A 13,904-nucleotide genomic window follows, 5' to 3' on the forward strand; every position below is an offset into this window, starting at 1 on the left:
TCGATTCCCCCCGACTGGCTCTAATCGCGCCCGCCCGCACCGCCTACCGTCGAAGCGTCGGCCATACCAACGGGGAACCACCTTGCAGGCATCAGCACACACCGGCGGCCAGCGCGGCACGTTCGGCATCGCCGGGTTGCAACTGGCCATGGCGCCGGGCGACAACCTGCCGCGCATCGCCGCCGAGGTGGGCGCGGTGGCGCGGCGCTTCCCCTGGGTACGCATGGTGCTGCTCGGCGAACTGTGCGGCTACGGCGCCAACCCGTGCTTCGCGCAACCGCTGCCCGGCGACGCCGAGCAGTTCTTGTGCGACCTGGCGCGCGAGCACGGGCTGTGGCTGGTGCCCGGCTCGCTGTACGAACAGCACGGCGAGGCGGTGTTCAACACCACGCCGGTGATCGACCCGCAGGGCCGCGTCGTCGCGCGCCACCGCAAGCTGTACCCGTTCGAGCCCTACGAGCGCGGCATCGCTTCGGGCGATGGATTCGTGGTGTTCGACGTGCCCGGCGCCGGCCGCTTCGGCGTGTCGATCTGCTACGACATGTGGTTCCCGGAAACCACGCGCTCGCTGGTGATGCTGGGCGCAGAGGTGATCCTGCACCCGACCATGACCAACACCATCGACCGCGAGGTGGAGATCGCCATCGCCCGCGCCAGCGCGGCCACCAACCAGTGCTACTTCGTGGACATCAACGTCGCCGGCGACCTGGGCGTGGGCCGCTCGGTGGTCTGCGGCCCGGGCGGCGAAATCATCCACCAGGCCGGCAGCGGCCGCGAAGTGATCGCCTTCGAGGTGGACTTCGCCCACCTGCAGCGCTGCCGCGAGTACGGCTGGCAGGGGCTGGGACAGCCGCTGAAAAGCTTCCGCGACCACGCAATCGCATTTCCCGCCTACGGCGCCGCACGCGCGCCGTCGGCCGCACTCGATGCGCTCGGGCCGCTGCGGCTGCCCGGCCGCGACTGACCGCATTGCACTTCCGCCACGTTCCACGATTCTTTCTTCTGCCGGGGAGGCCGGGAAAATGAACCACGAACACACACGCAGCACCCATCGCCCGCCGCACGTCCGGCCACTGGCCGCCGCCATCCTCGCCGGCCTGCTGGCGCAGGCGCCGGCGTTCGCGCAGCAGGCCAACACCGGTGCCGACGCACAGGCCACCGACCTGGACCGCATCGTCGTCACCGCACAGGGCCGCGAGCAGGACATCGTCGCGGTGCCGTACAACATCAGCGCCGTGTCCGGCGAAGCCATCGAGCAGCAGAACATCCTGGACACCGCCGAGCTGATGCGCGGCGTGGCCGGCGTGGCGGTGGTGGACCGCGGCGCGCGCAACTCCAGCGTGGTCAGCGGCATCCGCATCCGCGGCCTCAACGTGGACAGCTCGGCGCTGGGCGACTATGCCGTGTCGGCAATGTCCACCGTGGCGACCTACGTGGACAAGACGCCGCTGTTCGCCAACTTCCTGCTCTCGGACATCGACCGGGTGGAAGTGCTGCGCGGCCCGCAGGGCACGCTGTACGGCTCCGGCGCGCTGGGCGGCGCGGTGCGCTTCCTGCTGCGCCAGCCCGACCTGGGCGGCTTTGACGCGCGCGTGAGCTACAGCGCCTCCAGCGTCGACGGTTCCAGCGGCATCGGCCACTCCGGCTCGGCGATGCTCAACGTGCCGCTGTCCGATACCGTGGCGATGCGCTTCAACCTCACCCGCAACGACTTCCCCGGCGCCACCGACTACCGCAACGTCTACAAGCTCGACAGCAACGGCCTGCCGACCGCGCCGGACGGCGTGCTCGCCGACACCGCCGAATACGAGAACCGCCGCGACGCCGATTTCGTGCGCCAGAACTACGGCCGCGCCTCGCTGCTGTTCAGGCCCAGCGACCGTTTCGACCTGACCCTGAGCTACATGGCCCAGGCCGACCGCTTCGGCGGCCGCCGCGCCACCAGCCTGGGCAAGGACGGCTGGGGCGTGCCCTACCGCGACCTGGAAGTCGGCGCGGTGCAGCTGGAACCTGCCGCGCGCCACGTCAACCTGACCAGCCTGGAAGCCAATATCGACCTCGGCTTCGCCACCCTGACCTCCAGCACCTCGCACTACAACCACGAGGGCGACATCACCAGCGAGAACACCGGCTTCTACGCGCAGAACGGCTGGCTCGGCTTCTACTACAACTACCCGCGGCCGATGGCCTCGGCGGTGCGCGGCTACGGCGAGAAAGCCTTCACCCAGGAGCTGCGACTGACCTCGCAGACCGGCGGCGCGTTCGACTACGTGCTCGGCGCCTACTACCAGGACCAGAAACGCTACGCCACCCAGGTCAGCTACCTGCGCGGCTTCAAGCGCTGGTGGGACGCGGCCTTCCCCGGCTTCGAGGACGCGGTGATCGGCGATTCGGATTTCGACTACCGCCAGAACGAACGCTTCAAGGAAACCGCGCTGTACGGCGAGCTGACCTGGCACGCCACCGAGCGCCTGCAGTTCACCGGCGGCTTCCGCCACTTCCGCCACGATGCCGACACCACGGTGGCGCAGACCACCAGCAACTGGGCGTCGGTCGTGGACAGCTCGCAGTCGCACGGCAGCGAGCGCGACACCCGCACGCTGTTCAAGGGCAACCTGTCCTGGTCCTTCGACGCCGACAACCAGCTCTACGCCACCGTCTCGGAGGGCTACCGCCGCGGCGGCACCAACGGCACGCCGACCACCGGCAACTTCGCCGAGGATGTGGCCTGGACCACCTACCGGTCCGACACCGTGCGCAACCACGAGCTGGGCGTGAAGGGCCGCGTCGGCCGCCACACCTACAACGCCAACCTGTTCTACGTCGACTGGAAGGACCCGCAGGTCAACAGCTCGACCACCAACTGGGGCTTCTTCGCGGTGCAGAACGCGCCCAAGGCCAGCACCCGCGGCGTCGAACTGGAACTGGCCGGCGGCATCGGCGAGGGTTTCGGTTACACCCTGGGCTACACCTACACCAAGGCGCAGCTGGAAGCCGACGCGCTGGCCGTCGATGGCAGCTATATCTACGGCTACAAGGGCGACGTGCTGCCCGGCGTGCCGAAGCACCGCTACAACGCCGCCGGCAACTACGGCATTCCCATCGGCGGCGGCCTGCTGACCCTGCGTGCGGACGCCTACTACCAGTCCGAATCGCAGAACGCGCTCAGCCTCAACCCCAAGTACCGGCGCACGCTCGATGGCTTCCCGATCTTCAACGCCTCGGCGACGTGGAGCCAGGGCCACTGGGACACCACGCTGTGGCTGAAGAACCTGACCAACGAGCAGGGCATCAGCGGCATCTACACCGAGCAGTACATGGGCACCGCACCGGCCGAGGGCTACTACGGCAACGGCTCCAAGGCGCTGGTGGCGCTGCCGCGCACCGTCGGCGTCAGTTTCAGCTACCGTTTCTGACATGCCAAGCGCGCACCCGACCGCTCCTTCGACCGCCACCGATGCCCTGCGGCGGATCGACCAGCACCACCGTTCGGGCCAGCGCGAGGCGTGCATCGCCGCGATGCGCGCGCTGGCCGGCGACGCGGCCGGGCAACCGGCGCTGCTGCAGGAGCTGGGACTGCGCTACACCCTGCTCGGCCTGCACCACGAGGCCGAGCAGTGCTATGCGCAGGCGCGCGCGCTGCAACCCGACGACCCGCCCGGCCTCTACAACCACGCCACCGCCCTGACCGCGCTGGGGCGGCTGGACGAGGCCGAGGCGACGCTGGACCGGGTGATCGAGCTGGCGCCGCAGGACGCCGACGCCTGGTACAACCGCGCCACGCTGCGCAGGCAGGCGCCGCAGCGCAACCATGTGGCGCAGATCGAACGACGGCTGGCGCAGGTGACCGCCAGCGACGAAGCGCAGATCGCGTTGAACTACGCGCTGTCCAAGGAGCGCGAAGACCTCGGCGAGAACGCCGCCGCGTTCGCCGCGCTCAAACGCGGCGCCGATGCACGCCGGCACCGCATGCAATACCGGGTCGAGGACGATCTGGAAACGATGCGCTTGATCGCCGCTACCTTCGACGCCGGTTTCTTCGCACGGACACACGCCGGCCACGACGACGCGCGCCCGCTGTTCGTGGTCGGGCTGCCGCGCAGCGGCACCACGCTGGTGGACCGCATCCTCGGCGCGCACCCGGCAGTGGCCAGCCGCGGCGAAAGCGCCGACCTGGCGCAGGCGGTAGTGCGCGCCGCCAGCCCCGCAAGCGGCAAGGCCGAACTGGTGCGGCGCTCGGCCCAGGTCGATTTCGCAGCGCTCGGCCGCGACTACGCGTCCACGCTGCCGGCCGGCGCGCCGGCGCGGGTGATCGACAAGACGCCCGGCAATTTCCTGTACCTGGCGCTGGTCGCCGCCGCGCTGCCGCAGGCGCGCATCGTGCACCTGCGGCGCAACCCGATGGATGCCTGCTACGCCATGTACAAGACGCTGTTCCGCATGGCCTACCCGTTCTCCTACGACCTGGACGACCTGGCGCGCTACTGGCTGGGCTACGACGCGCTGATGGCGCACTGGCGCACGCTGCTGCCGCCCGGGCGCTTCCTTGAAATCGACTACGAAACGCTGGTCGACGATCAGCAAGGCGTGAGCCGGCAGCTGCTCGTGCACGCCGGGCTGGCATGGGACGACGCCTGCCTGCACTTCGAGCACAACTCGCAGCCGACCCTGACCGCCAGCGCGGCGCAGGTGCGGCAGCCGATCTACCGCTCCTCGGTCGGCCTGTGGCGGCGCTACGAACGCGAACTGGCGCCGCTGCGCCGGCACTTCGAGAACGCCGGCGTACGCATCGACGGCGCGGCGGCCGCGACCTGCGCGGGATCGGCGGCATGAACACCGCGCCACGCGACGCCGTCCCCGCCGCGGCCAGCGACCGACTGTGGCTGTACGCCCTGCTGGCGCTGGTCGCCACCGCCGGTTTCTTCTACGTCAACATCATGGCCGCCATCGTCGATGGCCTGGTCACCGCGCTGGGCTTCAGCAACCCGCAGGCCGGCACGGTCGGCGCCGCCAACATCTACGGCGCCAGCGTCGGCAGCTTCGCCGCGGTGCTGCTGGTGCGGCGCATCGCCTGGCGGCCGGCGCTGTTCGCGCTGCTGTCGCTGCTGCTGCTGCTCGATCTCGGCTCCACCCCCGTGCGCGACCCCACCGTGCTCACCGCGCTGCGCGCGCTGCACGGTTTCGTCGGCGGCATGGCGGTGGGCGTGGCCTATTCGGTCATCGCCCGCACCCGCTCGCCCGACCGCGCCTTCGGCATGCTGCTGCTGGTGCAGTTCGGCCTCGGCGGACTGGGGGTGATGTTCCTGCCGACGCTGGTGCCCGACTACGGTGCGCGCATCCTGTTCCTGTCGCTGGCCGCGCTGACCGCATGCGCGCTGGTCGCGCTGGCGGCGATCCCGCGGCTGGACCCGGCGCAATCGGCGCAAGCGGGAACAGGCACCCGGCTGTCCGCGTCGGCACGCACCACCGCCATGTTCACGCTGCTGGCGCTGTTCCTGTTCCAGGGCGGCAACATGGCGCTGTCGGCCTTCATCATCCGCCTGGGCGAACACGCGCAGCTGCACCGCGACTTCATCGGCCAGGCGCTGGGCTGGGCGACCTGGATCGGCGCGGCCGGCGCCGGGCTGGTGATCGTCATGGGCACGCGCTTCGGCCGCCTGCGGCCGCTGCTGGTGGCGCTGCTGCTCACCCTGGCCGGTACCGCCGGGTTCTTCTGGAGCGCGGCCGCGCCGGTGTTCTTCATCGCCAACGTCGGCACCGCCATCACCTGGTCGTTCGTGGTGCCCTACCTGTTCGGCATGCTGTCGCGGCTGGACGGCTCGGGCCGGCTGGCCACGCTCGGCGGCTTCGTCTCCAAGCTGGGGCTGGCCTCCGGCCCGATGCTGGCCGGGCGGCTGCTGGCCGATGATGACTTCAACCTGCTGATCGTGGTGGCGATCGTCGCGCTGGCGCTGTCCGGCGTGGCGACGCTGGCCGCCGCGCGACGCATCGACACCCTGGAAACCGACGCATGAACACCACTGCTCTCCCGCTGGCCGACCCCGACCTGCTGCGCACGCGCTGTCCGATCGGCGGGCAATGGCAGGATGCCGACAGCGGCGCCGCCTGCGAGGTCGCCAATCCCGCCACCGGCGCCGTGCTTGGCACCGTGCCGGACATGGGCGCGGCCGAAACCCGTCGTGCCATCGCCGCCGCGCATGCCGCCTTCCCCGCCTGGTCGAAGAAGACCGCCAAGGAGCGCGCGCAGGTGCTGCGCCGGTTGTACCAGCTGATGATGGAGCACCAGGACGACCTCGCCCTGCTGATGACCGCCGAACAGGGCAAGCCGCTGGCCGAAGCCAAGGGCGAAGTGGCGTATTCGGCCGGCTTCATCGAGTGGTTCGGCGAGGAAGCCAAGCGCATGTATGGCGAGACCATCCCCGGCCACGCCGCCGACAAACGCATCATGGTGCTGCGCCAGCCAGTGGGCGTTGTTGCGGCGATCACCCCGTGGAACTTCCCGTCGGCCATGCTCGGCCGCAAGCTGGGCCCGGCGCTGGCTGCCGGCTGCACCGTGGTGTGCAAGCCGGCATTGCAGACGCCCTACTCGGCGCTGGCGCTGGCGGTGCTGGCCGAGCGCGCCGGGCTGCCCGCCGGCGTGCTCAACATCGTCACCGGCGGCGACGCGGCCGCCATCGGCGGCGAGATGACCGGCAACCCGCAGGTGCGCAAGCTCAGCTTCACCGGCTCCACCGGCGTCGGCAAGAAACTGATGGCGCAGTGCGCCGAGGGCATGAAGCGGGTCTCGCTGGAACTGGGCGGCAACGCACCGTTCATCGTGTTCGACGATGCTGACCTCGACGCCGCGGTGGAAGGCGCCATCGCCAGCAAGTTCCGCAACACCGGGCAGACCTGCGTCTGCGCCAACCGGTTGTTCGTGCACGAGGCCGTCTACGACGCCTTCGCCGGCAAGCTGTGCGAGGCGGTGAAGAAGCTGCGCGTCGGCGATGGCCTCGCCGGCGCGACCGACCAGGGCCCGCTGATCGACGGCAAGGCGCTGGAAAAGGTGCAGGAACACGTCGCCGACGCGCAGGCCAAGGGCGCGCGCGTGGCGCTGGGCGGCAAACCGCACGCGCTGGGCGGCACCTTCTACGAGCCGACCGTGCTGCTGGACGTGACCGCCAGCATGCGCATCGCCCAGGAGGAAACCTTCGGCCCGGTCGCGCCGCTGTTCCGCTTCGACAGCGAGCAGCAGGTCATCGCGCTCGCCAACGATACCGAGGCCGGGCTGGCCGGCTATTTCTACACCCGCGACCTCGCCCGCGCCTTCCGCGTCGCCGAGGCGCTGGAATGCGGCATCGTCGGCGTCAATACCGGGCTGATCTCCACCGAGGTCGCGCCGTTCGGCGGCATCAAGCAGTCCGGCGTCGGCCGCGAAGGCTCGCGGCACGGCCTGCACGACTACACCGAACTGAAGTACGTCTGCCTCGGCGGCATCTGATGCCGTTCCCTTCTCCCTCCGGGGTGAAGGCGTGTTGCTTGCGAGCCATGGGCTCGCACACGCCTGAACGCCCGACGCGCTGCGTCGGGCCGGGGCGCGGAACGAAGTGCCCGAAGGGCGGATGAGGGCAGCGGCGAAGCCACATGTACCAAGGCAGCAGAGGAACAGCGAAAGCGTGAAGCCATCACTCTCCAACCGGCTCCTGCCCATCGCAATCGCCGCATTGGCCCTGCTCGCCACCGGCGACGCCGGCGCGCGCGACCTGCTCGACCGCGACACCCTGCTGTCGGGCAGGTACCGCCAGCCCGTCGATCTGTCCGCCTACGCGCCAACGCCCGACGCGCAGCCGGCCATGCAGCATTTCGAAGGCCGCCTGCGCCTGCGCGGACAACCGGCCACCCTCACCCTGCTCGCGCTGGACGACTTCCTCGCTCCCGGCGACCTCAAGCAGGCGCGCACGCTGCCGCAGGATCTCGAACTGGCCTTCGTGCAGGACGGCGACACGCTGATCCCGGCCAGGCGCGGCCCGCAGCCGGGCACGCACCCGTGGTGGGAGCTCGCGGTCGAACCGGGCCGCATCTGGAACGAACCCGGCGATGGCGGCTACAGCCGCGCCGCGATCCCGTTCGCGCTGGTGCAGCGCAATGCCAACTGCACCCACAACGGCATGCTGATGCTGCTGCTGCGCAGCGACGGCACGGTGTCGCAGGCAGCAATGCAGGTAAGCAGCGAAACCTGCCACTACCTGCAGCTGGACATGTGGGGAATGCTGAAGGCCGAATACCTGCCCGGCCCTGTCGCCGCGCGCGATGCGCTGGTCGCCGACCACAGGCGCGAAGTCGCCGCGCGCCTGCCGGTGCGGCCGCTGTCGGCGCTGGCGCAGGAGCATCCCGGCGTCGATCCCGCCCGGTTCGCCATCGGCGCAGCACGCGCGCGCAGCGCCTACGGCGTGGTGGCGGGCGGCATCCACTACCGTGGCGATTGCGATACCCGCCACGGCACCTATCCGTATTGCGACGCGCTGCTGCTGCCGTCGTACTCGGTCGCAAAATCGGCGGTGGCCGGGCTGGCGCTGATGCGGCTGGAGCGCCTGTATCCGGGCATCGCCGCGCAGCCGGTCGGCACGCATGCGCGCGCCAGCGGCTGCCGCGGCGACAGGTGGCGGGACGTGACCTTCCTGCACCTGCTGGACATGGCCACGGGCCAGTACGACTCGCCGGCCTACATGGCCGACGAGGACGACGCGCGCGTGCGCGATTTCTTCGCCCCCGACACCCATGCGCCACGGCTGGCCTTCGCCTGCGAGGCCTATCCGCGCCGCGATCCACCCGGCACGCGCTGGGTCTACCACACCTCCGACACCTACCTGCTCGGCACGGTGTTGCAGGACGCGCTGCGCCGTATCCCCGGCCGCGAGCGCGACGATGTGTTCGACGACGTGCTGTGGGCCGACGTGTTCGGCCCGCTCGGCCTCAGCTCGGCCGCGCGCGCCACCCGCCGCAGCGACGACGAGGCGCGGCAACCGTTCTTCGGCTGGGGACTGACGCTGCTGGGCGAGGACTTCGCCAGGCTGGCGCGTTTCCTCGGCGAGCAGCGCGGACGTATCGATGGCCGCGAGGTATTCGACGCGACGCTGTTCGACGCGGCGATGCAGCGCGATCCGGCGCGGCGCGGCCTGCCGGTGGCCACGCTCGAACGCTTCCGTTACCAGCACGGCTTCTGGGCGCGCGACCTGCAGGCCGAACTGGGCTGCGCGCAGCCGGCGTGGACGCCGTTCATGTCCGGCTTCGGCGGCATCACCGTGGCGATGTTCCCCAACGGCGTGGCCTGGTACAGCGTCGCCGACGACGGCCTGCTGGCCTCGATCGACTTCGCCGGCCCGGCACGCGAAGCAGCGAAGCTGGGCGCGATCTGCCCCGGCGAATCCAGGGAAACGACAGCTCCAGTAACACCGTAGGAGCGGCTTCAGCCGCGAAGGGGCTTTACAGGGAAAGCTCCATCGCGGCTGAAGCCGCTCCTACGGACAACTGCGCCGCTGGCTACAGGGTGCAGAGCGGCGCAGGTCCGGTGCCTTCTCGCGTTTGCCAATGTGTTTGTCGACGCAAGCGGTGTCGATGGCGAGGATCTCGCCATCGCGGCCCCCTGATCGATCCCGCCGCAGGCCAGCTTGGGACGATCTGCCCGGAGAATCCGTGGAAATGACGGCCCCGAAAACACCGTAGGAGCGGCTTTAGCCGCGAGGGGCTTTACCGGGAAAGCCCCATCGCGGCTGAAGCCGCTCCTACGGACAGCTGCGCTGCGGGTTACAGGATGTAGCGGCTCAGGTCCGGATCCTGCACCAGTTCGCCCAGGTACTTGTCGACGTAGGCGGCATCGATGGCGAGGGTCTCGCCACCGCGGTCCGGGGCCTCGTAGCTGAGCGTGTCCAGCAGCCGCTCCAGCACCGTGTGCAGGCGGCGGGCGCCGATGTTCTCCTGGCGCTCGTTGACCTGGAAGGCGATCTCGGCCAGGCGCTCGATGGCATCGGCGGTGAAGCTCACCATGACGCCCTCGGTGGCCAACAGCGCTTCGTACTGCTTGGTCAGCGCCGCCTTCGGCTCGGTGAGGATGCGCACGAAGTCGCCCTTGCTGAGCGCGCCCAGTTCCACGCGGATCGGGAAACGGCCCTGCAACTCGGGAATCAGATCGCTGGGCTTGGCCAGGTGGAATGCGCCGGAGGCGATGAACAGGATGTGGTCGGTCTTGACCGTGCCGTACTTGGTGGACACGTTGGAACCTTCCACCAGCGGCAGCAGGTCGCGCTGCACGCCTTCGCGCGAGACATCGCCGCCGGAGGAGTTCGAATCACCGCGCTTGGCGACCTTGTCGATCTCGTCGATGAACACGATGCCGTGCTGCTCGCAGGCCTCGATCGCGGCGCCGCGGATGTCGTCCTCGTTGACCAGCTTGCCGGCTTCCTCTTCCACCAGCAGCGGGCGCGCGGCCTTGATCGTCAGCGTGCGCTTGTTCGACTTGCCGCCGCCGAGGTTGGCGAACATCGAACGCAGCTGCTGGCCCATTTCCTCCATGCCCGGCGGGGTCATGATGTCCATGCTGACGTTGGCGGCGATTTCCAGCTCGATCTCGCGCTCGTCCAGCTCGCCGGCGCGCAGCATGCGCCGGAACTTGATGCGGGTCTCGTTGTCCTGCGCCGATGGTTCGTTGCGCGCGGCCTCCGGGTCGAAACCGATGCCGGCGCTGCGGCGCGGCAGCAGCGCGTCGAGGATGCGGTCCTCGGCCTTTTCCTCGGCCTGGGTGCGCACCCGCACCTTGGCCTGCTCGCGGTAGAGCTTGACCGCGGTGTCGGCCAGGTCGCGGATGATCTGCTCCACGTCCTTGCCGACGTAGCCGACCTCGGTGAAGCGCGTGGCCTCGACCTTCACGAACGGCGCGTTGGCCAGCGTCGCCAGGCGGCGTGCGATCTCGGTCTTGCCCACGCCGGTGGGGCCGATCATCAGGATGTTCTTGGGCATCACCTCGTTGCGCAGTTCGGCCGGCAGCTGCATGCGGCGCCAGCGGTTGCGCAGGGCGATGGCGACCGCGCGCTTGGCGTCGTGCTGGCCGACGATGTGGCGGTCCAGTTCCTGCACGATCTCGCGCGGGGTCATGGTGGCCGAGGAGGTTTCGATCTTGTGGGTCATGGGGAGAAACCGGGAAGCGGGAAGGGGGAACAGGGAAGGAAGGTGTGTGCGCACGGGAGGGATGCGGCCACGGGAATCTTTCATTCCCCGTTCTCCGCTCTCCATTCCGCTTTCGCCTTACAACTCCTCCACCACCACGTTGCGGTTGGTGTAGATGCAGATGCCGCCGGCGATGTTGATCGCCTCGGTCGCCACCGCGCGCGCGTCCATCTCGGTATGCGCCAGCAGCGCGCGCGCCGCGCTCAACGCATAGGAACCGCCGGAACCGATGGCGATGATGCCGTCCTCCGGCTCGATCACGTCGCCGGTGCCGCTGATGATCAGCGAGGTTTCCTTGTCGGCCACGGCCAACAGCGCCTCGAGCTTGCCCAGGCGGCGTTCGGTACGCCAATCCTTGGCCAGTTCCACCGCCGCGCGGGTCAGCTGGCCGTGCTTCTCGAGCTTGGCCTCGAACAGTTCGAACAGGGTGAAGGCATCGGCCGCCGCGCCGGCGAAACCGGCCAGCACCTGCCCTTCGCGGCCGAGCCGGCGCACCTTGCGCGCGTTGCCCTTCATCACCGTGTGGCCGAGCGTGACCTGGCCATCGCCGGCGATCGCCACGTGTTCGCCGCGACGCACGCAGCAGATGGTGGTGGCATGGAAAACATTCGGGTTCTGGCTGGGGTCCATCGGGCGTCTCCGGGGTGTCCAGGAAACAATGGGGACGCCACCGGGCGGTTCAAGCGCCGGTGCGCACGCGCCGCGGCTTGATTCAGGTCAAGCAGATCGCGCGCCGGCGGGCGGATCATGTCGGCGTGGCCTGTTCCACCCGGAAAGCGTCGTGATCCCCTACCCACTGCTGCTCATCGCCCACCTGTTCGCCGCGTTGATGTTCATCGGCGCGGTGTTCTTCGAAGTGCTGATACTCGGCAGTGCGCTGCGGCAGGTGCCGGCCGGAACGAAACAACGGATCGAAGCGGCCATCGCCCGCCGCGCGCGCAGGCTGATGCCGTGGGTGCTGGCGCTTCTCTACGGCAGCGGCGCCGGCATGGCCTGGCATTACCGCGCGGCGCTGGCGCAGCCCTTGTCCAGCAGCTTCGCGCTGATGCTGACGCTCAAGATCGCGCTGGCGCTGAGCGTGCTCGGCCATTTCGCGGTGGCGATGCGCACGCGCGGCCATGGCGAGCGCGTCAGCCGCCGCTTCCAGCGCATCCACCTCAGCGTGTTCTGCCACATGCTGGGCATCGTGCTGCTGGCCAAGGCAATGTTCTACCTCGGCGCCTGATCCGCCCGGTCGGCCCGGCACAGGTAGCAGCCATGGCGGGCGCTGTGCAGGTGCACGTAGGCGATGCGCGGGTCGTCCAGTTGCGCGTGCAGCCATGCGTCCGCGTCTTCGCCCTCCATCACCTCGGCAGCGGCGATGCAGTCGTCGCGGTCGTAGGCGCGCAGGGAAATCAGCCTTCGCGCGACATAGGGCGGCACTTCGTTGACCGCCAGCCGTGCCGGCGCCGCGCCGCGGCGGACGAAGACCGGGCCGCTGGCCCGGTACGGCGAGGCCGCCGGCTGGTGCCAGTAGGGCAACAGCAGCAGTTCCTCGCCGACGGCGGCATTGCGCAGGCTGACGCGGCATGGGAAACCGCGCTCGCTGTCGGCGATGCGGCGTACGGCGCCGTGCGCGGCCAGGCCCGCATCGTCCAGAGCGAACAGGGGTTGCAGCGGCACCGGATCGATGCCGGAAAGCAGGAAGTCGGCCATGACGCGGGCGTTGTGATGGGACGGGCACGCATCATGGCGTCCACCCGGCACGCCTGCCGGCCGTATCCGGACATCGCATTGCCTCTGCCGGCGTTCGCGGAAACGCCGGGACGCCTCAGTCCGGCTCGGCCGGGCTGCACCGTTTCGCGCGCGGGTGCGCGGCGTCGTAGACCTTGGCCAGGTGCTGGAAATCCAGGTGCGTGTAGATCTGGGTGGTGGCGATGTCGGCGTGGCCGAGCAGTTCCTGCACGCCGCGCAGGTCGCCGGAGGATTCCAGGATGTGGCTGGCGAAACTGTGCCGCAGCATGTGCGGGTGCACGTGCTTGAACAGCCCCTGCCGCTGCGCCAGCTGCCGGATGCGGATCTGCACCGCGCGCTGGCTGATCGCGCCGCCGCCGCGTCCCGGGAACACCGGCGCATCGGCGCTGCCGCCGCTGTCCTTGCGCCAGGCCTGCAACGCCGACAGGGCATGCGAACCGACCGGCACGGTGCGCTCGCGGTTGCCCTTGCCGTGCACCAGCACCATCGCGCTGGCGAAGTCGAGGTCGCGCCAGCGCAGCGCGCACAGCTCGCTCAGGCGCAGGCCCGAGGAATAGAACAGTTCCAGCAGCGCGCGGTCGCGCAGGCCCAGCGGCGCATCGGTCGGCAGTTCGACCAGCCGCACCGCCTCGTCGGCGTCGAGCACCTGCGGCAGCTTGCGCGGCGCCTTCGGCGCACGCAGTCCGGCCGCCGGGCTGCTGTCGATCGCGCCATTCTTCAGCAGCCAGGCATAGAAGCTGCGGATCGCCGACAGGCGCCGCTGCAGGCTGCGCGGCGACAACCCGCCCCGGTGCCCGGCGGCGATGAACGCGCGCAGCGGGTCGGTCGCCAGCGCCTGCGGCTCGCCGGCGCCCTGCGCATCGCACCACTGCGCCAGCGCGGCGAGGTCGCGCCGGTAGGCGTCGAGCGTGTGCACCGACATGCGCCGCTCGACCTGCAGGTAGGAAAGAAACGCTTCGACGGCGTCCATC

The 13,904-nt window shown here is 69.9% G+C and carries 11 protein-coding genes; 7 read left to right on the top strand and 4 right to left on the bottom strand.

The features are described 5' to 3' along the window. The first annotated feature begins 82 nt into the window (after positions 1-82). The 6 genes from CQ393_RS08230 (at position 83) to CQ393_RS08255 (ending at position 9,437) form a co-directional block, all read left to right on the top strand. Positions 83-964, top strand: a complete 882-nt coding sequence (locus CQ393_RS08230; protein WP_228114355.1) for a carbon-nitrogen hydrolase family protein — start codon at positions 83-85, stop codon at positions 962-964. Between the two features lie 58 nt (positions 965-1,022). Continuing rightward, complete coding sequence (locus CQ393_RS08235) at positions 1,023-3,416, top strand: TonB-dependent receptor (protein WP_153191070.1); 2,394 nt, start codon at positions 1,023-1,025, stop codon at positions 3,414-3,416. A gap of 1 nt (position 3,417) precedes the next feature. Continuing rightward, a complete protein-coding gene (locus CQ393_RS08240; RefSeq protein ID WP_153191071.1) occupies positions 3,418-4,833 on the top strand; it encodes a sulfotransferase in 1,416 nt (471 codons plus the stop codon). Further along, positions 4,830-6,014, top strand: coding sequence for an MFS transporter (locus tag CQ393_RS08245; protein WP_153191072.1), 1,185 nt, complete (start codon positions 4,830-4,832; stop codon positions 6,012-6,014). The genes CQ393_RS08240 and CQ393_RS08245 overlap by 4 nt, the downstream gene beginning before the upstream one ends. Beyond that, positions 6,011-7,480, top strand: a complete 1,470-nt coding sequence (locus tag CQ393_RS08250; protein ID WP_153191073.1) for an NAD-dependent succinate-semialdehyde dehydrogenase — start codon at positions 6,011-6,013, stop codon at positions 7,478-7,480. The genes CQ393_RS08245 and CQ393_RS08250 overlap by 4 nt, the downstream gene beginning before the upstream one ends. 175 nt (positions 7,481-7,655) lie before the next feature. Next, positions 7,656-9,437, top strand: coding sequence for a serine hydrolase (locus tag CQ393_RS08255; RefSeq protein WP_194269618.1), 1,782 nt, complete (start codon positions 7,656-7,658; stop codon positions 9,435-9,437). A 346-nt stretch (positions 9,438-9,783) separates the two neighbouring features. Here the strand turns inward: CQ393_RS08255 and hslU are convergent, their stop codons facing one another. Together hslU and hslV are read right to left on the bottom strand one after the other, a co-directional pair. Continuing rightward, complete coding sequence (hslU, locus tag CQ393_RS08260; protein WP_153191075.1) at positions 9,784-11,160, bottom strand: ATP-dependent protease ATPase subunit HslU; 1,377 nt, start codon at positions 11,158-11,160, stop codon at positions 9,784-9,786. Positions 11,161-11,277: 117 nt separating this feature from the next. Further along, positions 11,278-11,829: an ATP-dependent protease subunit HslV gene (gene hslV, locus CQ393_RS08265; protein WP_153191076.1), complete on the bottom strand. Its 552-nt coding sequence runs from the start codon at positions 11,827-11,829 to the stop codon at positions 11,278-11,280. A 151-nt stretch (positions 11,830-11,980) separates the two neighbouring features. On the opposite strand from hslV, the gene CQ393_RS08270 reads away from it, so the two are divergent. Then, complete coding sequence (locus CQ393_RS08270) at positions 11,981-12,424, top strand: hypothetical protein (protein WP_228114356.1); 444 nt, start codon at positions 11,981-11,983, stop codon at positions 12,422-12,424. Here CQ393_RS08270 and CQ393_RS08275 read toward each other — a convergent pair. Both CQ393_RS08275 and xerC read right to left on the bottom strand, forming a co-directional pair. Next, positions 12,409-12,894 (bottom strand): DUF1203 domain-containing protein, encoded by a 486-nt coding sequence (locus CQ393_RS08275; RefSeq protein WP_153191077.1) that lies wholly within the window; start codon positions 12,892-12,894, stop codon positions 12,409-12,411. The genes CQ393_RS08270 and CQ393_RS08275 overlap by 16 nt on opposite strands. Before the next feature lie 115 nt (positions 12,895-13,009). Continuing rightward, positions 13,010-13,903 carry a tyrosine recombinase XerC gene (gene xerC, locus CQ393_RS08280; protein ID WP_194269619.1) on the bottom strand — a complete coding sequence of 298 codons (894 nt, stop codon included), beginning with the start codon at positions 13,901-13,903 and terminating at the stop codon, positions 13,010-13,012. Position 13,904 lies beyond the last annotated feature (1 nt).

Origin of the sequence: Stenotrophomonas sp. MYb238 (assembly GCF_009496535.1) — a bacterium.
In the GTDB taxonomy this organism is placed as follows: Bacteria; Pseudomonadota; Gammaproteobacteria; order Xanthomonadales; family Xanthomonadaceae; genus Stenotrophomonas.